Source organism: Rhodopila sp. (assembly GCF_965276935.1).
Lineage (GTDB): Bacteria > Pseudomonadota > Alphaproteobacteria > Acetobacterales > Acetobacteraceae > Rhodopila.
In genome coordinates, this window is sequence record NZ_CBDIBS010000004.1 from 1,907,905 (window position 1) to 1,930,106 (window position 22,202).

At 63.4% G+C, this 22,202-nt stretch carries 17 protein-coding genes and 1 pseudogene; 12 read left to right on the plus strand and 6 right to left on the minus strand.

Annotated elements, in window-relative coordinates; all coding sequences use genetic code 11:
• Nucleotides 1–182: 182 nt before the first annotated feature.
• From rho to ACQY4S_RS25240, 3 genes and pseudogenes are all read left to right on the plus strand, one after another.
• A complete protein-coding gene (gene rho / locus ACQY4S_RS25230) occupies nt 183–1,457 on the plus strand; it encodes a transcription termination factor Rho (protein ID WP_428487924.1) in 1,275 nt (424 codons plus the stop codon).
• A gap of 572 nt (nt 1,458–2,029) precedes the next feature.
• Nucleotides 2,030–3,727 (plus strand): sugar porter family MFS transporter, encoded by a 1,698-nt coding sequence (locus tag ACQY4S_RS25235; RefSeq protein WP_428487925.1) that lies wholly within the window; start codon nt 2,030–2,032, stop codon nt 3,725–3,727.
• A 235-nt stretch (nt 3,728–3,962) separates the two neighbouring features.
• Nucleotides 3,963–4,202: pseudogene (locus tag ACQY4S_RS25240) on the plus strand (transcription termination factor Rho); the annotation flags it as partial.
• A gap of 93 nt (nt 4,203–4,295) precedes the next feature.
• Here ACQY4S_RS25240 and ACQY4S_RS25245 read toward each other — a convergent pair.
• Nucleotides 4,296–5,072 carry a DUF7002 family protein gene (locus ACQY4S_RS25245; RefSeq protein ID WP_428487926.1) on the minus strand — a complete coding sequence of 259 codons (777 nt, stop codon included), beginning with the start codon at nt 5,070–5,072 and terminating at the stop codon, nt 4,296–4,298.
• A complete protein-coding gene (locus ACQY4S_RS25250) occupies nt 5,065–6,675 on the minus strand; it encodes an acyl-CoA synthetase (RefSeq protein WP_428487927.1) in 1,611 nt (536 codons plus the stop codon). The genes ACQY4S_RS25245 and ACQY4S_RS25250 overlap by 8 nt, the downstream gene beginning before the upstream one ends.
• 84 nt (nt 6,676–6,759) lie before the next feature.
• On the opposite strand from ACQY4S_RS25250, the gene ACQY4S_RS25255 reads away from it, so the two are divergent.
• From ACQY4S_RS25255 to ACQY4S_RS25265, 3 genes are all read left to right on the plus strand, one after another.
• Nucleotides 6,760–7,527: an enoyl-CoA hydratase/isomerase family protein gene (locus tag ACQY4S_RS25255; protein WP_428487928.1), complete on the plus strand. Its 768-nt coding sequence runs from the start codon at nt 6,760–6,762 to the stop codon at nt 7,525–7,527.
• A gap of 216 nt (nt 7,528–7,743) precedes the next feature.
• On the plus strand, nt 7,744–8,496 hold the full coding sequence (locus tag ACQY4S_RS25260; protein WP_428487929.1) for an SDR family NAD(P)-dependent oxidoreductase: 753 nt from the start codon (nt 7,744–7,746) through the stop codon (nt 8,494–8,496).
• A gap of 137 nt (nt 8,497–8,633) precedes the next feature.
• Nucleotides 8,634–9,761: an acyltransferase family protein gene (locus tag ACQY4S_RS25265; protein WP_428487930.1), complete on the plus strand. Its 1,128-nt coding sequence runs from the start codon at nt 8,634–8,636 to the stop codon at nt 9,759–9,761.
• 205 nt (nt 9,762–9,966) lie between these two features.
• Here ACQY4S_RS25265 and ACQY4S_RS25270 read toward each other — a convergent pair whose 3' ends face one another.
• Together ACQY4S_RS25270 and ACQY4S_RS25275 are read right to left on the minus strand one after the other, a co-directional pair.
• The gene (locus ACQY4S_RS25270; RefSeq protein WP_428487931.1) at nt 9,967–10,806 is read right to left on the minus strand and encodes a penicillin-insensitive murein endopeptidase; all 840 of its coding nucleotides are present in this window, start codon (nt 10,804–10,806) and stop codon (nt 9,967–9,969) included.
• Nucleotides 10,803–11,354 carry a polysaccharide biosynthesis/export family protein gene (locus tag ACQY4S_RS25275; protein WP_428487932.1) on the minus strand — a complete coding sequence of 184 codons (552 nt, stop codon included), beginning with the start codon at nt 11,352–11,354 and terminating at the stop codon, nt 10,803–10,805. The genes ACQY4S_RS25270 and ACQY4S_RS25275 overlap by 4 nt, the downstream gene beginning before the upstream one ends.
• Before the next feature lie 262 nt (nt 11,355–11,616).
• Here ACQY4S_RS25275 and ACQY4S_RS25280 point away from each other — a divergent pair, with 262 nt between their 5' ends.
• The 6 genes from ACQY4S_RS25280 to ACQY4S_RS25305 all read left to right on the plus strand — a co-directional run bounded on the left by ACQY4S_RS25280 (nt 11,617) and on the right by ACQY4S_RS25305 (nt 20,264).
• Entirely contained in the window at nt 11,617–13,902 is a 2,286-nt protein-coding gene (locus tag ACQY4S_RS25280) for a GumC family protein (protein WP_428487933.1), read from the plus strand.
• Nucleotides 13,903–13,911: 9 nt separating this feature from the next.
• A complete protein-coding gene (gene galE / locus ACQY4S_RS25285; RefSeq protein WP_428488499.1) occupies nt 13,912–14,895 on the plus strand; it encodes a UDP-glucose 4-epimerase GalE in 984 nt (327 codons plus the stop codon).
• A 79-nt stretch (nt 14,896–14,974) separates the two neighbouring features.
• The gene (locus ACQY4S_RS25290; RefSeq protein WP_428487934.1) at nt 14,975–16,420 is read left to right on the plus strand and encodes a hypothetical protein; all 1,446 of its coding nucleotides are present in this window, start codon (nt 14,975–14,977) and stop codon (nt 16,418–16,420) included.
• Nucleotides 16,421–16,542: 122 nt separating this feature from the next.
• Nucleotides 16,543–17,319 carry a DUF3750 domain-containing protein gene (locus ACQY4S_RS25295; RefSeq protein ID WP_428487935.1) on the plus strand — a complete coding sequence of 259 codons (777 nt, stop codon included), beginning with the start codon at nt 16,543–16,545 and terminating at the stop codon, nt 17,317–17,319.
• Between the two features lie 253 nt (nt 17,320–17,572).
• Nucleotides 17,573–18,853: an oligosaccharide flippase family protein gene (locus tag ACQY4S_RS25300; RefSeq protein WP_428487936.1), complete on the plus strand. Its 1,281-nt coding sequence runs from the start codon at nt 17,573–17,575 to the stop codon at nt 18,851–18,853.
• Between the two features lie 265 nt (nt 18,854–19,118).
• Nucleotides 19,119–20,264, plus strand: coding sequence for a 2-methylaconitate cis-trans isomerase PrpF family protein (locus ACQY4S_RS25305; protein ID WP_428487937.1), 1,146 nt, complete (start codon nt 19,119–19,121; stop codon nt 20,262–20,264).
• A 118-nt stretch (nt 20,265–20,382) separates the two neighbouring features.
• On the opposite strand, the gene ACQY4S_RS25310 is transcribed toward ACQY4S_RS25305, so the two are convergent.
• Nucleotides 20,383–21,171, minus strand: coding sequence for a carbohydrate ABC transporter permease (locus tag ACQY4S_RS25310; protein WP_428487938.1), 789 nt, complete (start codon nt 21,169–21,171; stop codon nt 20,383–20,385).
• A gap of 95 nt (nt 21,172–21,266) precedes the next feature.
• Complete coding sequence (locus tag ACQY4S_RS25315) at nt 21,267–22,184, minus strand: carbohydrate ABC transporter permease (RefSeq protein WP_428487939.1); 918 nt, start codon at nt 22,182–22,184, stop codon at nt 21,267–21,269.
• Nucleotides 22,185–22,202 lie beyond the last annotated feature (18 nt).

Below are 22,202 nucleotides of genomic sequence, written 5' to 3' on the forward strand. Positions count from 1 at the left end.
GACGTAGTCCCCTCGTCTTCCTATTGTATGAGTCTAATCTTGAATAAACGGCCGCCCCGCTTTCGCATGTGGCGCCTGGAATTCAATTTTCCGACCGGCTGTGATCAGCAGGGCCTCCGTGCCCCTAATCTCCCTCGCCTGATCCTGTTCCCGCATGCACCCGCACGTCCGAGGCTCCTCCCATGCATCTTGCCGAACTGAAGAAAAAGTCGCCAGCCGAACTGGTGAATTTCGCTGAATCCTTGGCGGTCGAGAACGCATCGTCGCTGCGCAAGCAGGACATCATGTTCGCGATCCTGAAGAACCTTGCCGATAATGATCAGGTGATCCAAGGCGAAGGCACCTTGGAAATCCTGTCCGACGGGTTCGGCTTCCTGCGCAGCCCGGAGGCAAACTACCTGCCGGGACCCGATGACATCTACGTCAGCCCCAGTCAGGTTCGCCGCTTTGGCCTGCGAACTGGCGATACGGTGGACGGCCAGATCCGGGCACCACGGGAAGGCGAGCGGTATTTCGCCTTGCTGAAAGTCGAGACGGTCAATTTCGAGCCGCCGGAATCAGTGCGTCATCGCGTCAACTTCGACAACCTGACGCCGCTGTATCCGGAGGAACGGCTGAAGATGGAGATGGAGATCTTCCAATCCGTCGCCAAGGGCCCGACGAAGGACTTCACGCCGCGCGTGATCGACCTTATCTCCCCTGTTGGCAAGGGCCAGCGTGCGCTGATCGTCGCCCCGCCGCGCACCGGCAAGACGGTCATGCTGCAGAACATGGCCGCCGCCATCGCCGCCAACCATCCGGAAGTCTTCCTGATCGTGCTGCTGATCGATGAGCGGCCGGAGGAAGTCACCGACATGGCGCGCAGTGTGAAGGGCGAGGTGATCAGCTCCACCTTCGATGAACCTGCCACACGCCATGTGCAGGTGACCGAGATGGTGCTGGAGAAAGCCAAGCGCCTAGTCGAGCACAAGCGCGACGTGGTAATCCTGCTGGACAGCATCACCCGCTTGGCGCGCGCCTACAACACCGTGGTGCCATCATCCGGCAAGGTGCTTACCGGCGGTGTCGATGCCAACGCGTTGCAGCGCCCGAAGCGCTTCTTCGGTGCGGCGCGCAATATCGAGGAAGGTGGGTCGTTGACCATCATTGCCACCGCGCTGATCGATACCGGCAGCCGCATGGACGAGGTGATCTTCGAGGAATTCAAGGGCACCGGCAATTCAGAGATCATTCTTGATCGCAAGCTGTCCGACAAACGGTCGTTCCCGGCGATCGACATCACCAAGTCCGGCACGCGCAAGGAGGAACTGCTGGTCGAGCGCAGCGTACTGTCGAAGATGTGGGTGCTGCGGCGCATTCTCAATCCGATGGGCACTGTGGACGCAATGGAGTTCCTGTTGGACAAGCTGAAGTATAGCAAGACCAACAATGATTTCTTCGACGCTATGAATACGTGATTCTGGCGGTCTGGACGCTTGTCCAGATAATTGCCCGGTTGCCGCACGGACGGTAACGACCCGCCCGGCCCCGGCGCGCCCTTGACCAACAAGGCAGCGTCGCGCCCAGCGGCCACCTGCTTCTCAGTTGCCGGTGCCGCGCGTACGAAAATCCGGAGCCAGCGGGCGTCCAGGGCGCCGCACAAGCCCACCCAGGCCCATCCGCCTAGGTCCGCCCACCTAGATCCGCCCCTGGCACTCGATGGGCGTTTCGCGCAGAAAACCCGGATGCAACCGCTTCAGTGACATCACGCCGCGCGGCGCCGGGTTGGCAGGCGTGGTCACTCGTTTTTTCGCCGGCGGCAGCGTCCGGCACCTCCGCGACCACGGTTGCGAGCGAGGCCGCCAGGCTGCGTGTGGCGAGCGCACCCGGATGCCAGGGATGCGGGAGGCACCGCCCCGCCGCGGCAGGCTGGTTTGACCAGGGTCACCTTTGTGTTTGTTCATAAAGATTAGGGGAACCCCCGCCACGGGTTTTGCCAAAAACCGCAATAAGGGTCAGGCAATGGACGAGATAATACTGCGGGCTGGAGATGATGATCTACTACACGCCGACCTTCCTCTCCAACGTCGGCTTCGGCGCCTCCGCGGCCCTGATGTCCAGCCTCGGCGTCGCGATGATGTCGTCGGCAACCGGCCGACAAGGCTGCCGTCATTGCTCGACATTGGGACAGTCGTGTAACCTAAGCAATGAGCCCACCGGCCGCCAGAACCAGGTCGGAAGCAAGAATTTTGGCGCAAAGCGCAGGAAAAGGGAAGCAGGGGAGGAAGCAGTGGCCAACCGGAAATCAAGCCTCGATTTCGATTCCACCGCCGGCGCCGAAAGCGCCCCCGCGGACGCGCCCCCGGTCGGGCGCATCATCCTGGTCGCCGGCGCGGCGGCGCTCGGGGGCTTCCTGTTCGGCTTCGACACCGCGATCATTAATGGAGCGGTCGGCGCGATCCGCGAATGGTCCCACGTTGGCGCCGCCCTGCTCGGCTTCTCCGTGGCAAGCGCCCTCCTGGGCTCGGCCGTCGGCGCCTGGTTCGCCGGGCCGCTCGCAAACCGCTACGGCCGCATCGCGGTCATGCAGGGCGCTGCGGTCCTCTTCTTCATTAGCGGCATCGGCGCCGGCCTGCCCTGGGACATCTGGTCGCTGACCTTCTTCCGCGTGTTGGGCGGCCTTGCCGTCGGCGCCGCCAGCGTCATCGCCCCGGCCTACATCGCTGAGATCTCCCCCACCCACCTGCGCGGCCAGCTCGGCTCCCTGCAGCAGATGGCAATCGTCGTCGGCATCTTCGCAGCTCTGCTCACCGACTACGCGCTCGCCGCGGCGGCGGGCGGAGCGGGCGGCAAGTTGTGGCTCGGGCTGGAGGCGTGGCGGTGGATGTTCATCTCCGAGTCGTTGCCCGCACTTGTTTACGGCTTGCTGGCGGGCATGATCCCGGAATCGCCACGGTACCTCGTCGCCAAGCACCGCACCGGAGAGGCCGCCGACATCCTGGGCCGCTTCGTCAGCCGCACACCACCGCCCGAGGTCAAGATCGCCGAGATCCAGCAGACCATGCAGCACGAGACGGCGCAGTCGCTCCGCGACCTCCGCGGGCCGTTCCTCGAGCTCCTGCCAATCGTCTGGACCGGCATCCTGCTCTCGGTGTTCCAGCAGTTCGTCGGCATCAACGTCATCTTCTACTACTCCTCGGTGCTGTGGCAGGCCGTCGGCTTCACCGAAGCCAACTCGCTGGCGATCACCGTCATCACGTCGGTGACGAACATCCTGACGACCGTGGTGGCAATCGTCCTGATCGACCGTGTCGGTCGCAAGCCGCTGCTCCTGGTCGGCTCCCTCGGCATGGCCGCGACCCTCGGCACGATGGCGTACATATTCGGCACCGCCCCGACCGAGGCCACGGCCGCCGGCGGCGTGGTCCCGGTGCTGAGCGACGCCAGCGGCACGGTCGCGGTCGTCGCGGCCAACCTCTATGTCGTCTTCTTCGGCATGAGCTGGGGACCGGTGGTGTGGGTGCTGCTGGGTGAGATGTTCAACAACCAGATCCGCGCCTACGCCCTTGCGGTCGCCGCCGCCGCCCAATGGGTCGCGAACTTCCTCGTCTCCCAGACCTTCCCCATGCTAGCCTCGGCCGGCCTCGGCCTCGCCTACGGCGTTTACGCCACCGTGGCCTTCCTCGCCTTCGTCTTCGTCGCGCGCGCAGTGAAGGAAACGCGCGGGCGGGAGCTGGAGGACATGTAACGGGCAAGCCCGGCCTCCGGCTTTGGCGCCCCGACCGGGCCCCGTCGCATCACCTGAAGGCCATTGAGGCCTGCGACACAGATAAAGTGCTGGCGATCGTCGGCCACATGAAGGCAGAACCGATGGAGGACTTCGTCGCGCGAAATGGCCGCCTGCGGGACGATAGGATGCCTCGAAGAGCGAGCGGGATCTGTATGATGTGCTGGCGACCATATCGGGTGAGCAGGCATTCCGCTCATCCGAGATCATTCTTGATCGCAAGCTGTCCGACAAGCGCTCGTTCCCGGCGATCGACATTACCAAGTCCGGCACGCGCAAAGAGGAACTGTTGGTCGAGCGCAGCGAGCTGTCGAAGATGTGGGTGCTGCGGCGCATTCTCAATCCGATGGGCACTGTGGACGCGATGGAGTTCCTGTTGGACAAGCTGAAATATAGCAAGACCAACAATGATTTCTTTGACGCGATGAATACCTGAACAAGCTTGAGAAAATATTTTGAGAACATGATTACACTGAGCCAAACGTTGAAAGCGTGTCACCCATGCGATCCAGTAATCAGATAGAGCTGTTCAGCATGCGTAATCAGGCTGAAAACGCTCCGGCGGCTTACCTGGCGTAGCTCCAAAGCTGTCAAAGTCGGGCGGTTCGACCGTGCGGATACCAACGAGGTATTGGCTGATGTCGGGGATTCCATCGCGAACGATTACCTCCAGGACGTGGTCGCGCCCGCCACGCTTTCGCCGCCAGTCTGCATAACTCTGCGTCAGTAGCGGCGTCAGGGTATCAGCGCCGCGGCGGGCCGATTTACGAATGGTCGAGCCGGAGTTGATCGGACTGATCTCGACCCGTTCGGCATGGGCACGCACCAACCCAAGCGTGTCGAAGGTTAACACTTCGCGTGATCGTTTGCGGTTCATTTTGGCGCTCAGCAGACGTGCCAGGCTATCAATGCTGGGCCAGAAGAAAACGCGCGTGTTGAGAAGCCGGAGCCAATCACCGGGTAGAAGTCCACCGTCAAGGCAACATGCAAGCGCGCGTTCGCTCAGCGGAAGGTTGTCGTTCAGGATCGCTATGTCATGCACCGAATGCTCGAGACGAACTTCGGCGGCACGCCGCTTCGTGGTCAGCTCGACGCGGCGCGCATCCTCCACCTCGAACACGGCGAGCAGGGCTGACGTGGATAGTAGACCCAGCTTCGAGATCGAGGTCCAGGCGCCTGGCGTGGTCACATGGTGAAGCCTCGGATGCCGAGCGGCAAGCTCTTCGGGTGTCATACTGCACGATCCGGCATCGATTGATGGGAAAAGCAAGTTTAGATTAACGCCACCCAATTTGGATTCAGGCATCAGCCTGCGCCCGGGAGCGCAGATCGAACTTCTGGATCTTGCCCGTCGAGGTCTTCGGCAGCGGCCCAAACGTCACAAACCTTGGACATTTGTAGTGCGCCAGATGCTGACGGCACCAGGCGATGATCGCTGTCTCGGTGACTGCTTCCGTCCCTGGCTTCAGGGTTACGAACGCCTGCGGTGTCTCACCCCATTTCTCGTCGGGCCGAGCGACGACCGCCGCTTCCATCACATTTGGATGCTTGTACAGCACCTCCTCGACTTCCAATGACGAGATATTCTCGCCGCCGGAGATGATGATGTCCTTGGCCCGGTCCTTGACCTCGACGTAGCCATCCGGATGCATCACCGCGAGGTCACCGGTATGGAACCAGCCGCCGGCGAAGGCCTCTTCGGTGGCGGCCGGGTTCTTCAGGTAGCCCTTCATGATCGTATTGCCGCGCAGCATCAGCTCGCCCATCGTGGCGCCATCCGGCGGCATTGGCGCCAGGGTCGCGGGGTTCAGCACCGCGGCTTCCTCCAGCATCGGCGTGTTGACGCCCTGGCGTGCCATGAAGGCGGATTTCTGCTCGACCGGCAGCTCGTCTAGACCGGGTTGCCATAGGCAGACAGTGGATGGGCCGTAGCTTTCGGTCAGGCCATACAGATGGGTGACCGCGAAGCCCATCACCTCCATCTGCGCGATCACGGTGGAGGGCGGCGCGGCGCCGCCCGTGGCGATCTTCACCGTCTGGTCGAACACCTGCCGAACCGCGGCCGGCGCATGGATCAGCATTGACAGCACGACCGGCGCACCGCACATGTGAGTGACGCCGTGTTTGGCAATGGCGGAAAAGATTAGCGCGGGTTCCATCCGCCGCAGGCAGACATGCGTGCCGCCGGCCAGGGTCACCGCCCAGGTATAGGTCCAGCCGTTGCAGTGGAACATTGGCAGCGTCCACAGATAGACGCTCCGCGGCGACAGGCCGAAGGTCAGCGCGTTGGCGCAGGCGTTCAGGTAGGCGCCGCGATGATGCGCCACCACACCCTTCGGGTTGCCGGTCGTGCCGGAGGTGTAGTTCAACGCGATCGCCTGCCACTCGTCATCCGGCAGTCGGACGGGATGCGACGGATCGCCACCGGCAATGAAGCTTTCGTAGTCGATCGAGCCGCATCCAGGTCCTTCTATATCGCGGATATCCACCACCAGCCGTTCGAGACCCGCTGTCGCCGGCGCCATCACCGCAGTGAACTCGGTATCCGTCAGCACCACCTTGGCGTCGGAATGTCGTAGGATGAAGCCCACCGCCGGCGCGTCCAGCCGGATATTGATGCAGCACAGGACGGCCCCCAGCATCGGCACGGCGTAATGCGCCTCCAGCATCTCGGGGGTGTTGGGCGCCATGATCGCGACGGTGTCCCCCTGCCCCACGCCAGCCCACGCCAGCGCCGAGGCCAGCCGCCGCGCACGGTCGAGGAACGCCGCGTAGGTGATGCGGCGGGTGCCGTGGATGACCGCCACGCGCTGCGGATAGATGCGCGCGGCGCGCGACAGGAACGACACCGGCGACAACGGAACATGGTTCGCGGGCCGGCGATCGAGGTTTTGCTCGAAGATGGACATGCTGCTTCCTCCCGGTCCGCAAGCTGGACCCTGGGCGGAAGCTATGGCACAGCCGGGACGAACGCCAATCCAGGGGGAACCGTCATGGCGGAACTGATCAACGTCACCGTGCAAGATTTCATCGCCACCGTCGTGATGGATCGCCCGCCGGTGAATGCCCAGAGCAACCGGTTCCGCGAAGAGCTCATCGCTGCCTTCGACAGCTTCACCGATCGTGACGACGTGCGGGTGGCGATCCTGACCGGCTTTGGCCGGATGTTTTCCGCCGGCGCCGACATGAAGGAACGACCGACCGGCGAGAATGCCGGCGAGTACTGGAAGTTCAACCGCCTAGTGCGGGAGATGTTCAACGCCATCCACGAATGCGCCAAACCGGTCATTGCCGCGGTGAACGGCCCCGCTCTGGGCGCCGGTCTAGGTCTGGCGGCACATTGCGACATCATCCTTGCCTCCGACAACGCCGTATTCGGCATGCCGGAGATCGATGTCGGCCTCGCCGGCGGTGCCGCCATGCTGCAAACCCTGTTCGGCCACTCCCGCGCCAGGCGCATGTTCTTCACTGGCTGGCGCGTCCCGGCCGAGGAACTTTACCGCACCGGCGTCATCGAATGCTGCGTGCCGCTGGAGCAGTTGCTGCCGGAGGCGATGAAGATGGCCAGCGACATCGCCTCAAAAAGCCCGACCGGGATGCGCGCGGCGAAGCACTCAATGAACACGACGATGCACATGCCGGCCCGCGACGCCTATCGGTTCGAGCAGGGGATCACGGTAATGCTGTCGAAGACCGAGGACGCCAGGGAAGCGCGTCTGGCGTTCATGGAAAAGCGCAAGCCGGTGTTCAAGGGGCGCTGATCTCGTCGCTCCCCGCCAAGCTCCGCCGGTGGGCGAGCCTGATTGGCAGAAAATGCTTCAACACCAGCGATGACAATGGTGAAGATTGTGTTGAAGGCGATCTGATGCATCTGCTGATCCGCACGTGCCGGCGGAGTGTCTGGTGCGCCTATGGGCACCTGAAACCATCCGGGCTATGAAACCCGGTCGCGGGCAGGCGCATCGGGGGAACGGCAAATGGATTTAAAACTCAAGGGCAAGACCGCTCTGGTTACTGGCGCCAGCATGGGGATTGGCAGGGCGATTGCAAAAGCGCTAGCGAGCGAGGGCGTTCAGGTGGTCGCCGCCGCTCGGCGGCTTGAGCTGATGCAGGCCATGGCCGATGAGGTCGAAGCCGAACGGCATCCGCGGCCTGTGTTGATCCAGCAGGATGTGATGGAGGAACACGCCGCGGCAAAGTTGAGCAGCGCCGCGCTGAATGCGGTCGGCCGGATCGACATCCTGCTGAACAACGCCGGCGGCAGCCGCGTCGTGCCGATCGATGCGCCGGAAGAACGCTGGACCGAGGCAATGACATTGAACTTCACGCGTCCGCGCCAGCTCGCCCATGCCCTGCTGCCAGGCATGATCGAGAACCGCTGGGGTCGGATCATCAACATTACCGGCAAGAGCGAGCCGGAGAACCTGAACGCCGCGTTCTCCGCCAAGGCCGCGGTCCATGCTTGGGCGAAGGGCCTGTCGCGGGAGGTCGGCAAGTATGGCATCACGGTAAACTCGATCCCGCCCGGCCGGATCATGAGCGAGCAGATCCGGCGCAACTATCCGGACGACTACCGCAAGCACTTCGCCGAGACGGAAATTCCGGTTCGTTTTTGGGGTGATCCGGAGGACTTAGCGGTGATGGCGGTGTGGCTGGCCTCACCGCTGGCGCGTTACGTGACCGGCACAGTTATTCCGGTAGACGGTGGACTGCGGCGGTATCAGTTCTAGATTTTCCACAATGACGTCGTTATAGCTTGTTGAATGGCGGAAATGGCCATGGCAAGCAGAGACCCGACGGCAGTATTTTTTTGTAGAGAATTATTTCGTATCTGATTATTGGTCCGCTCTTTAATGGAGCGAGGGCCATGAGCGATCTGCGCGAAAGGGGAACCCACGTCTCGTTCATAGCGCGCCGGGAGTCGCTATATCTGGATCTTGCGCGTGTCTTCGCATCGGTTGCTGTTTTGCTCGACCACACTTTGGCCGTGTTTGATCTGCCTTGGGCACCAGATCTCGGCCACCAGGCCGTCGTGATTTTCCTTGTTTTGTCCGGTTACGTGATCGCCAACGTGGCGGAAACCCGCGAAGCGACACCGCGCATGTTCCTTGTCGCCCGCTTTGCCCGGCTCTGGTCGGTGTTGGTGCCTGCCATGGTGCTGACGGTTATCTGTGATCTGATCGGACATAAATTCGGGCTCTACCAGCAATCCTATGTCTGGTCTCCTATCGACCATCCGCTGGTCAGGCTCGCCGCGGCGCTTAGCTTCCTGTCTGAGAGCTGGGTGAGCATTCAGCCGTTCTCGAACTTCGCCACGTGGTCGCTGTCGATTGAGTTCTGGTGCTACATGATCTTCGCGGCCTGGATATTCACGCCGCCGGGGCGTATTCGCGTGATCACGGTCGGGGTTGCCATGTGTTTCGCTGGGCAGAAGGGTTTGCTGCTGCTGCCGATCTGGCTGATGGGCGTGACGTTGCAGAAGTCGAGGGTGCTGCGCAGTTTGCATGCCGTGGCGGGAATTACACTCTTCTTCGGCGGCTTTGTGTTGTTCTGCTGGACCCTTGGGTCCGGAATGTATGCTGATATTCAACATGCGATGGAACGCGTTGAAGGACCGTGGCTCGCGCGCCAGCTCGACGAAGCGCGTGCCTTTCCTTACGATTGGTTGCTAGGCCTGAGCCTGGCTGTCCACCTCGCGGGCGCGCGAACCGTGGTGAACCAAATTCCCCTGGAATGGATCGGCGGACCTGTTCGCTGGTGTGCCGGCATCAGCTTCGCCGCATACTTGTTCCACATGCCGCTGCTCCACGTGTTCGCTGCTTTTCTGCCAAGAGATCAGGGCCTGCTTGGGTTGGGCCTGACGGTCGCTATCATTGCCATGCTTGGGTCCTACGTTGAGCGCACCAAGCATTGGTGGCGGCGGTGGCTAAATCGTTTGGTGGACGGACTGCTGGAGGCGAGGCAGGCGCACGCGAGCCAGACAGAAGGCGTCTAAATCGTGTTCAGGCTGACCGTACAGCCTGAACACAGTCCAGTTTACTAAGCTAGAAGGTCGCCATAGCGGGCGAACCTCCGGTCCTGGCTATTAGCTTTTCGTTTCAGTGGTCTACTCATCACCTCATCCGTCACAAGATGCGACGAACTTTGGGGGCAGGATATTAGATAGATCAAGCCTATGAGGTATGCGGCGAGCCCCGGCATTACTCCACGTCGCCCAGGATCGCCTTGCACGCCGCGAGCGGCGGCGGCGGATGATAGGGTGCCGAGGGCTTGGCAGGCGCATCGAGCTGATCGAACCACCACTGCAACGTTCCGTCGCAACCGTCGCCCGCCGGAGGTGGTGCCGCCTGTACGCAATCCACCTGTCCCGCCGGACAGCGGAAGCGGATGTGCATATGCGCGGCGTGGCCGTACCACGGTCGGATCAGCCGCAACCACGACCGGTCATCCGTCACCTCCCGGCAAAGCTGCTGCTTGATCGCCGGGTTGACGAGTATTCGGTCCACCGCCGGCAGCGCCGCCGTCAACCGCAGCAAGGTCATCACGCGCGGCGACCAGACGGCGGGGTCAACGCCGCGGCCATCCGGTTGCACGAGGCTGACCAGCGTGATCGTGTCCCGCCGATCGGTGTCCAGATCCGCCCGAGGCCGCACGTCCAGCCCGATATCGGCATCCAGGCCAATCTGATGGCTGACATGACCACCCGGCAGAGGTCCGCCACGCGGCCGCGAGATATCCTCGATCAACAGCGGCGGCAGACCCGCCGAACCAGCCTCTCTCGCCAGCGTCTCAAGGGCGGCGATAGTCTCGGGCGCACCCCAAAAGGCGCTGCGGTTGATGTGGATGGTCTGGAAACCTGGTCCATTTGCCGGCAGGCTGATGGCGCCGGCGATGCAGCCACCGGTGGCGGGACCGCCAATGATGTGCAGCGGGCCAGGCACCGGATCGGCCTGTCCATTTGACCGCCCGTGGGCCTGCAAAGCGCCCCATGCCAACGACGACATGCTGAACAAGATGAACCAGACAATCCGAAGGATCAAAACCTGCGCTCGAAGATCGTGATGACGTCACCCGGCTGAACGAAGGTCTGCCGGTAAACCTTTCCCTCGGCGGCCACGCCGTTCCGGGTCCGCACCACGGCAGCATAGTCGTCAACGGCGCGATATGTGAAGCCGCCCGCCACTGCCGCGGCCGTCACCATGGTCATGCCTGGCTGATAGGGATACTGGCCGGGCTTGTTGACCTCGCCGAGAACGAAAATTGGCCGGTAGGCGATGACCTCCACCGAAATGGATGGTGCCTTCAGCAGGTTGGCCTTGACCAGAGCCTGTTGCACCTGGGCGCCCAATGCATCCGGCGACAGCCCGGCGGCCTGTAGCACCCCGACCAAAGGCAGCGCGATCGTGCCGCTGTCGCTAACTCGGAATTCACCGGTCAGCGTATCCTCGCCAAAGGTGATCAGCCGCACCACGTCGCCTGGTCCGAGACGATAAGCCGCGGGTTTGGCTGCCGGAAGATCCGGCAAATCGTGTCCAGGCGCGCAGGCGGTGGACAACAGGCAGCAGAATATAGCGATGAAGATGCGCACCAGGAAGGAAACCCTGTTTTAGGGTTACTGTCTCGACACCGGATTTCCCGGACGCCCGTAAGTACCAAAAGGTTCTTAATTTTTGGTTAACGCCGCGGCACCATCATCGCCGCTCCGTGATGGTCCATCCGGCGGCGCACCGTCATCAATCTGACGGCGCGGCTATTAGCGAAGTGTTAAGCATTTTCGGAGTACCCGATCGCTTCTGCCAAAAGCCAGATGAAAATCGTCTGGTCACGACCAAAAAGGCCGACCATCGCGGATGCTCGACAATCCAACGGACCTCGCGGGTTCGGCGCCGGCCCCGGACTGGGGGTCTCGCCGCGGTTCCCCTGATCAGGGGCGGACCAGCGTGCCAGTCTTCCTGGCGGCGCTGCGCCAGCGCCGGTGGACCCTGGTCGCGACGATCGTCCTGGTGCCGCTTTGCGCGTTCCTGACGCTGCGCCAGATCACGCCGCTGTACACCGCCACCGGATCGCTGATCTATGAGCCCAGCGAATTCACCCTGCGGGAACTGCAAAGCATCCTGCGATCCGATCCCACCACCGAAGCCATGATGGCCAGCCAGGCGGAGCTGCTGCACAGCCTGCACATCGCGGAGAGCGTCGCCCGGCGCGGCAATCTGTTCAGCAACCCGGAGTTCAACACGGCGCTTCGGCCGCCCGGCCTGCTGCACCGCGTCCTGCTCGGCGTCCGCGATCTTCTGGGCATGGAAACCGCGGTGCCCCAGGAGGATCCGGTCTACGGCCCGGTGCCCGACCCGGCCCGCGATCGTACCATGATGGCCGTGCAGGACGCACTGCATGCCAGCCCGGTTCGGTTCTCCCACGTCGTCGAGGTCACCTTCACCGCCGCCGATCCGTCAGTCGCCGCCGCCGCCGTCAACAACGCGATGGACGTCTACATCAAGGACCAGTACGCGGCGAAGCACCACCTGGTGGAGCATGCGAACGAACTGCTGGAGAAGCAGGCCAGGGAACTCCGCCTTCAGGTCCGCCGAGCGGAAGAAAAGATGTCATTCTATCGAGAGGCACATGGCCTGTCGCACGGCATGCACGCCAGCACCGACAGCGAAGAAATCACCCATCTGACCGAGGATCTGGTCAAGGCGCGCGGCGAACGCGCCAACGCCGATGCTCGCCTGGATGCCGCCCGCGGACGCACCGGGGCGGCGGCCCAGGCTGCCGTCGCGCCGTCGGTGGTGCAGCTGCGTGCCCAGCAGGACCAGTTGGCGGCGCAGATCCAGTCGCAGCAAGGTCGCCTGGGCAGCGCACATCCAGAAGCACTGAGCTTGAGCCGGCAATACGCCGAGGGCCAGCGCGCCCTGTCGGCGGAGGTCGCCCGTGTGGTCGCCGCGACCGAGGCCGAACAGCGCGCCGCGACCGACCGGGTGGCGGCGCTGGAGCAGAACCTGCGCGACGCCGAGAAGGACGCTGACCAGTCGGCCCGCGCGCAAATCCCGCTGGATGCGATGGCGCGTGACCTGGAGGCAGCCCGGTCGCAGTTGCAGGCGGTGCTGGACCGTATGCAGCAGACCGCGCAGCAGGCGGCGGTCGAATCCTCCGAAGCGCATGAGATCTCTCAGGCCATTCCGCCGGGACAGCCAAGTTCACCGCGGCCGGTGCAGACAATGGCGGCGGCGGCGGCCGGCGGGGTCTTCCTGGGACTGATGCTGGTCTATCTGCTGCATCTCGCCGACAACACGCTGCACAGTGGTGACGAGGTCCGTTCGGTTACCGCCCTGCCTTGCTTCGCGCTGATCCCCGAGGTCGGCAAGCGCGCGCTTGGACATCTACGCGTGCATGACTATGTCGCGCGTCGGCCGCTGACCGCGTTCGCCGAACAGGTCCGCGCGCTGCGCGCCGGCCTGTGGTTCGGCGTGGAAATACTTGGCACCAACACTCCGGGCACCGGCATATCCGGCACCGGCATACCCGGCGTCGCCCCGCCCCGCATCATCGCGGTGACCGCGGCTCGCCCGTCCGAGGGAAAATCCGTCCTGACCCTGGCGCTGGGCCGCTCCGCCCAGCTCAGCGGCAATCGGGTGCTGGCGATCGAGTGCGACCTGCGCCAGCCGTCCTTCATCCGCCGGTTCGGCGGCAATCAGGGGCCGGGCCTGGCGGACATCCTGAAAGGCCAAGCGGTCTGGCGGGACGCGGTGCAGGAGGATCCGCTCACCGGCATGGAGTTCATTGCGTCGGGCAAGCCGGGCGGTGACCTGCTGGGGCTGTTCCTGTCGCCTGCGATGGGTGTGCTGTTGAACGAGGTCCGGCAATGCTACGACTTGGTGCTGCTGGATTCTCCACCGATCCAGGCGATGACCGAGGCGCGAGCCGCCGCCGCCGCCGCCGACGCCACGCTTCTGTGCGTCCGCTGGCGCTCCACGCCGCGGGCAACGCTGCTGAACGCGCTGGAGATGCTGCACGACGCTCGTGCCAAGGTGATCGGCACCGTACTGACACGGGTTGACCCGCGCGCACATCTTCGTTCCGGTCATGCCGACGCCGAGGTATATCATCGCCGCTACAAATCCTATTACCGAGGATAGCGCACGATGATGCAAACCTTTCTGGTTACCGGCGGCGCCGGCTATGTCGGCAGCCATCTGGTGGCGGCGTTGGCCGAACGGGGCGCGCGTGTCACGGTGCTGGATAATCTGTCCACCGGCCACCGGCACGCCGTCCCGGCCGGTATCAAGTTGGTTCAAGCGGACCTGTCCGACAGCGCCGCCGTGGAGGCTGTGTTCGCGGCGAACCCATACGATGCGGTATTTCATTTCGCCGCCCTGTCGCAAGTGGGTGAGAGCATGCGCATGCCAATGCGCTACCTGCTGGACAACGCCGCCAACGGCATCCGCCTGATCGATGCCTGCGTGCGGCACGGGGTTGGGCGCTTCGTGCTGTCCTCCACCGCCGCGCTGTTCAACCAGGCCGGCGACGCGCCCATTCCGGAAACCGCGCCGATCGATCCGCAATCCGCCTATGGCGACAGCAAATGGATGATTGAGCGAGCCCTGCGCTGGGGCGGCCAGGTGCATGGGCTGCGCACCGCCTGCCTACGTTACTTCAATGCTGCCGGCGCTGATCCCGCGGGGCGCCTGGGGGAGGATCATCGCCCTGAGTCCCACCTTATTCCCCTGGTGATCGACGCCGCCCTCGGCCGGCGGCCGGCGCTGGAGGTGTTCGGCGACGACTACCCGACGGCTGACGGCACCTGCGTACGCGATTACGTGCATGTGTCGGATCTTGCCACGGCGCATCTGCTGGCGGTGCGGCGGCTTGATCAGGGGTCGGTTACCTGGAACCTGGGTAACGGCGCCGGCCACTCAGTCCGCCAAGTGATCACATCCGTGGAGCGGATTTCTGGCTTGACCGTGCCGTATCGAATTGTCCCGCGGCGTCCAGGTGACGCGGCGGTACTGGTGGCGGCGTCGGAGCGGGCACAGGCGGCTGGCTGGCAACCCGTGCATGGCAATCTAGATGACGTCGTCAGCACCGCCTTTGCCTGGCGAAAGGTCCATCCGAATGGCTATGGAGATTGAGCGGCCTGGGGTCGACGGCCAAGTCGCGTCGCCGGACGAGGTAACCGCCATTTTCTTGGCGGGCAGCACTATGCCATCCATGCCATTGACCAAGCCAATGTCGCAAGGCGTGGATGACGCGCCGCTCGGCCTTTGTCGTCAGCCTGTTTCGGCCGTCATGACGTGGCGCGGCAGCCTGACGATTCTGCTGGCCGCACCGTTCCTGCTGTGGCCGGCGATCTGGAACGGCTACCCAATCGTCTTCGCCGACACCGGCACCTATCTGTCGCAGGCCATCAACCACTACGCCGGCTGGGACCGACCGATCTTCTACAGCCTGTTCATGCTGCCCCTGCATGCCACGGTGACGGTCTGGCCGGTGGTCGTCGTCCAGGCACTCATGGCGGCGTATGTGCTGCACCTTGTCTGCCGCCTACTGGTTCCCATTGCGCCGGCATGCCTGTTCGTCGCCGGCGTCGCCATCCTGTCCTGCGTCACCTGGCTGCCGTTTCTGGTCAGCGAGCTGATGCCCGACCTTTTCACGCCGCTGCTGATCCTGCTGCTCGCGGTTCTGGCCTGGACGCCGGACCGTCTTCCTTGTGTGGAGCGGCGGCTGCTGATTCCGCTAATCGCCTTCATGATCGCCAGCCAGCAATCCAGCCTGCCGCTGTCCTGCATCCTGATCGCCGCCCTGACGCTGCTGACATGGTGCCGCGGCAGGCGCCGACCGATCCTGCCAAGGGAGCGGATACTGCTGATGCTGTTGCCGCCCGCCGTCGCGGTTGTCAGCCTCTGCACCGTTAACCTGGCGGCGCATGGACGCTTCGCGATCTCGCCGTTCGGCAATATCTTCCTGCTGGCACGCGTGATCTACGACGGTGAGGGGATGGCGGTGCTGCGGCGGGATTGTCCGGCCGCGGGTTGGCGGCTGTGCCCATTCCTGCGCCAGTTCCCGGCTGACTCAGACGGTTTTCTTTGGACGAAGGACAGCCCGCTGAACTTGGCCGGCGGTCCGAAACTGGTGTCGCGGGAGGCCGATGCGATCATTTTGGCCGCCTTGCGCGCCGATCCGGCCGGGACTGCCTGGGCCGCGCTGAGGAATACGCTGGAGCAGGCGCGCCGCTTCGACAGCGGCGACGGACTGCAGCCCTGGCCCGCCAACGTCACTCCCTGGATCGAGCGCGATTTTCCGCTACGGGAGCAGGCCGCTTACGCCGCCGCTCGTCAGCAGCAGGGCATCTTGCTGCTACCGTTCAGTCTTGCAGCGATCCATAAGCTGGTCGCGCTGCTGGGCGTGATCGGCTGCATCATTCTGCTGCCTCAGGCGGCACGGCGCCGATCATCCTGTCTCGGGTTCCTGGTCGCAGTGCTGCTGGCCGTGCCTGTCAGCGCCGCCATCACGGGGGGATTGTCCGCCCCGCACGATCGCTACCAGAGCCGCATCATGTGGCTGCCGCCGTTCGTCGCGGCGGTCGCCGCGCTGTCCGCCCGGCGTTCCCGATCGGCTAGAGGCGAGGATCAAGATGCTCCGGCCGTCGGCATCTAGAGAGCATCAATTGTGTGCGTGGACAGCTTTGTCCGCTGAAGCCATCCTTTTCGTGGTGGCCATGACCCTCGGTGGTGTTGCAGGAAGGTTGCGATTCAGGGGTGGCATAATACTTCATTGAGATGATGTCTTTCTTCAAGACTGGCCTGTTTCTGTTCGTGCTTTTCTATCTGCTGCCGCTTGGGATCGCAGCGTTTCGCTACTGCGTTGACGGCACCGGCACCGGCTGGCGAACAGCGGACCGCTCCAGCATCGGTCTGTTGCCGCCGCCGGCGCGCAATCCAGCCGCGGTCGTGCGAATTTTCTCCGCCCAGACCGTCCGTTGGCGTGGCATTTTCGCGACGCATTGCTGGATCGTCTTCAAGCCGAACAGCGCGGCATCCTATACTCGCTACGATTACACCGCCTGGGGCGAGCAACCAATTCGGCTGAATGGCTTCGAGCCGGATGGACGCTGGTTCGGTCGCAAGCCAGACGTTGTCTTCACGGCGGATGGAGACGCCGCCGCGGCGCTGCTGCCGAAAATCCAGATGGCCATAGCCGGCTACGCCTGGTGTAATCCGGGAGATTACCGAGCTTGGCCGGGACCGAACTCCAACACGTTCATCGCAGCCATCATGGATGCGGTGCCGGAGATCAGCGCGGTCCTGCCACCGACCGCCATTGGCAAGGATTTTCCCTATGATGACCGATGGCTTCGCCCGACAGCGTCCGGCACCGGGTTCAGGCTGACGTTCGGGGGCTATGGCGGACTGACGCTGGCCTGGACGGAGGGGATCGAAATCAACATCCTGGGTGCCGTTGCCGGCTTCGACATTCGTCTGCCGGCGTTGAAGCTGCCTGGGCTTGGCCGACTTGGGATGCGGTCGAGCGTGGGTCGGTTTCCGCTATTCAGGTAGTGCCGCTCGCGGCGACTTGGCTTTGGGCTGCACCGCGTTAACGGTGCGTTTACCCAAAGCTTTTAAACCGTCTTGAATGACCGACGCCGATCCGTTGCTCGCCCCCATCACCGCCTGGCTGATTGGAATCATGCCTTCTTTTTGCGGCGGACAGTCCGCCCACCTCTACCACGGCGCTGTTTCGCTTGGTTAATTTCGCACTCCGTCGTCGGACAGTCCGCCAGCCTGTCTTAGATCGTCTTGGGCAACCGGCATGAAGCGCAACGCGGTCTGGTCCGGCCTTGAAGCCGGCGTATCAGCCGTCCTGTCGGTGCTGGCTTCGTTCGCCGTCGCACGCATCATCGGCCCGGCGGAATTGGGCATCGGCGCCGCGGCGACCGCCGTGCACATCCTGCTGTGGGTGGTGGTCAACGCGCTGTTCGCCGACGCGCTGGTGCAGCGGCCGGCTGTGAACGACCGCATGCTGTCCAGCGCCTTCTGGGCATCGACCGCCGTCGGCTGCTTTGCGATGTTGCTGCAGGCCGGCTCCGGCTGGGGTTTGGCCTGGCTGCTGGACGACCGGCGCCTTGTGCCGATGGCGCTGGTGCTGGCGGCGCCGCTTCCCTTGGTGGGAGGCGCTGGCGTGATCCAGGGCCTGCTGACCCGCGAGCGCGCCTATCGCGGCCTTGCTCTGCGCACTCTGATCGGCCAGAGCCTGGGCACCGCCACCGGCATCGCGCTGGCTTTCGCCGGCGCGGGTGGCTGGGCCCTGGTGTTGCAACAAGCCGTCACCTCGCTGTTCGGCGCCCTGACCCTGCTGCTGGGCCGCGGCTGGCGGCCGGCGTGGTGCCTGGACGCAGGCGCTGTTCAGTCACTGCTCAAGTTGGGCGTGCCGCTGACCGCTTCCACCCTGGTGCTGATCGCGCGCTACCGGTTGTTCGCCATACTGATCGGCGGCTCCGCCGGTTCGGCCGTGCTGGGACAGGTGCACATCGCCTTCCGTCTGGTCGATACGGTGCGGGAGCTGACTTTCACCGCGCTGTGGCGTCTGATGCTGCCGGTGCTGTCCGAGCATCAGCACGACCGCGCCGGCATGCTGATCCAGGTGGACCGCTGGCTGCGCGGGTCGGTTTGCGTGGTGTTTCCGCTTTGCGCTGTCCTCGCACTGCTGCTGATCCAGGTGGTCGCGTTGGCGATGGGTCCGAGATGGGCCGCCGCAGGTCAGGCGGCGGGGCCTCTGGTCGGCTTGATGGCGCTTTCCACGCTGATGTTTCCCTCTGGCGTCGCGCTGATCGCGGTGGGCAAGGCGCGGTTCGCGCTATACGGGAACATCGCCGCGCTGCTGGTGGGATGCAGCGGTGCGATGGTGCTGCGGCCAGCCGATCCATGGCACGCGGTGATGATCTGGACGGTCAGCCAGCTCATTGTCTGCCCCTACACGATGGTGGTGAACGCGCGGGCGCTTGGGGTGAGCCTGCTCCGGCCCTTGAGTGGCGGCTTATGGCTTCGGCCCAAGGCAAAAAAGGTCCTGGCTCAGCTTCAGATTCTACTCTAAGTGTTGCGGAACTGGGAGCAAGGCGTGAAGGCGTCTGATCACGCGGCATCCGCTTGTCTCACGTCATCGTCGCGATGCCGCGACCCTATCGCGGACACCGCAAGCCGCTAGTCCGCGATTGGCAGGCTGGTCGCCTTCGCATCACTCATCGTGGGCAAGCCGAGCGCAGATCCACCGGTTCATGTTGCTCATATCACCGCGCCCAGCCAGTGTGGTTTTCCCATGCGCGTGGCAGCATGATAGGTATCCATATCGGAGGAGATTCATGAAACTTCTTCCCATTCCCGCTGTCTTCATGCGCGGCGGTACCAGCCGAGCGGTGATGTTCCACGCGCGTGATCTGCCGGAGAGGGCGATGTGGGACCCGATCTTCCTGGCCGCCATGGGTAGCCCCGATCCGAACGGGCGGCAGTTGAACGGGATGGGCGGCGGCATCTCGTCGCTGTCAAAAGTCTGTATTCTCGCGCCGTCCGACCGGTCCGATGCCGATATCGACTATACGTTTGCCCAAGTCCAGATCAAGCAGGCCGCGGTCGGGTATCGCGGCAACTGCGGCAACATGTCCTCCGCCGTCGGGCCGTTCGCCGTCGATGAGGGACTGGTGCGGCCGAACGGCGATACCGCGGTGATCCGCATCTTTAATACCAACACCCAGAAGATCATCCGCTCAACGTTCCCGCTACGGGACGGCCGATCGGCGGTGGATGGGACACAGGCGATACCGGGAGTTGCCGGCACCGGCGCACCGATCCGGCTGGACTTCCTGTCGCCCGGGGGCGCCATCACGGGGCGGCTGCTGCCGACCGGCCGGGTCGTCGACCGGCTGACGGTTGCCGATCTCGGCCCTGTCGAGGTTTCCATCGTTGATGCCGGCGCCGCCTGCGTCTTCGTTCGCGCGACCGATGTCGGCCTGACAGGATGCGAATTGCCGGACGCGCTGGACGCCAACCACGCCGTGCTGGAGCGTCTGCAGGCGATCCGCCGCGCCGGCGCTGTCGCGATGGGATTGGCGCGGGATGAACAGGAGGCCGCTCTGAGCATCGGCATTCCCGCGATTGGCTTCGTTGGTTCGCCGATGGACGCGCCGACCCTGTCCGGTGAACCGATCCGCGCCGAACAGGTCGATCTGACGATGCGCTTCATCTCCAATGGGCAGCCGCATCGAGCTCTGCCGGTGACCAGCTCGTTATGCACTGCCGTGGCCGCACGGATTGCCGGAACGTTGCCCAATCAGGCAATGGGTCCTGCCGCGACAGCCTCGATCCGGATCGGCATGCCATCCGGTATCCTGAAGGTTGATGCCGACGTGACGCACGATGCTTCGGCCCACTGGACGGCGCATAGCGGGGCTTTCTACCGGACGGCGCGAAGGCTGTTCGACGGGCGGATCTACGTGCCGATGAATGGCTGATCTCTTGTCACCCGACCGTTGGTATTTTTCGCATCAAGCAATTCTATCAGAGTGAAATGAGCAGCGGCGGCAGACTGCGGTGAGACTTGAAGAATCACCCATCCCGGTCGCACGCCGGCTATCCCTTGACGCCGCCCAGCGTCAGACCCGCCACCATGAAGCGTCGGAGCGCGAAATAGATCGCGATCGGCGGCACGGAGTAGATGATCGCGATCGCCATCATGTAGTTCCACGGCGCTTCGTCGCTATCAAAGAACTGGTTGATCGCCACGGCCACTGTCATGTTCGAGGTCGATGACAGCAGCAGGTATTGGTAAATGTATTCGTTCCACGAGAGCAGCAGCGCATACAGGCCGACGGCGACCAGCGCGGGTGACATCAGCGGCAGGTAGATTCGAAGATAGACCTGAAGTGGCGATGCGCCATCGATCTTCGCGGACTCGTCCAACTCCATCGGGATCAATTTGCCATATTGATGCAAGATCAGAATGGCGTAGGGCGTGGCAAATGTCACCATCGCCGCCACGACTGCCCAAAGGCTGTTGGACATGCCGTATTCGTGCATGATGTGCACGAACGGAATGACCAGGAACGCCGTCGGGAGCACGTATGTCAGCAGCGCGAGGTCCGTAATGATCCATCCCTTGCGCAGGCGCATTCGGCCCAACGAAAAGCTGGCCAGCGAACCGATCAGCACGGTCAGCAACATTGTCGCGACGCCCAGATAGATGCTGTTGGCGAACTGGTGCCAGAAATGCTCCAGCAGCCAGTAGTCTTCCGTCCAGACCGAGCGGAAACTATCCAAATCAGGATGCGGCGGCCAGATGCTGCCAGTGAACTCGTCAGCGTCGGCATCGAGCGCCATCAGCAGCATGTTGTAGACCGGCAGCAGTGTCCAGATCAGCAACCCGATACCAAGGATCGTACCCCCCGTCTTCGTCCATGGCCGCCGTCGGCGGAGGCGCCGCCGGAATGTTGTTTGGCTGGAGGCCAGTGCGAAGTTCACAATTGGACTCCCGTGGCCCGGACGCGTCGCATGAGCACGATCACCAGCGGGATCAGCACGGGAAGCGCCGACATCATCGCCGCCACGCCGAGGTTCGGGTAGCCGAAATCGAAGGCTTCGTGGAAACCGTAAGTGGCCAGCACATCAGTCAGCTTTCCCGGGGCGCCACTGGACACGAAATATACCGTCGGAAAGTCTCCAAGCGTCCAGACGGTGGAGAGCAAGGTGCAGATGAGGTAGACATTCGCCAGCAAGGGAAACGTAACGTAGATCAGACGTCTGTAGCCGGTCGCACCATCAATCTCGGCTGCCTCATAAAGATCCCGCGGGATCGCCATGCGGGCAGCAAGGAAGATCAAGGTCCAGAATGGCATCCATTTCCAGATGTAGGAAACGATGTTCGCGGTCATGGCAATCCATTCCGAGGTCAAAAATAGCGGTCCGTCGTGGCCAGTGACCGCGCGCCACAGGCTGTCAAGCAGGCCCCATTGCGTGACGAGCATGAAATGAATTGAGGTGAAGACGACCAGCGCCGGTAGCGCCCAAGGTATCAGGTAGATGGCCAGCAGTGACCTGATCCACCAACTCCGGCTCATGAAGTAGCCTGACAGCAAGAACGCCAGGAACATCTTGACGTTCACGCCGATGGCGACGAACAGCAGCGTATTTACCGCCGTGGTCACATAGAGCGGATCGGAAAACAGCAACGTATATAGCGCTGGATTGCTGCCCATCCAAAGCCCGTAGACAGCCGGATAGATGACGAAGGCGGCAAACACCGCCACATAGGGGATGACGAAGGCAATCGCCCAGGCGGTATCCGATCCTTGCAGCCGGAAGCGCCAGGACTTGTGCCTTGGCTGGCTGATCGCCATGGCCCGACCGGGCCCGAGAGCCTGCTGCGTGCTGCTCATCGTCGTATCCCCGCGTGG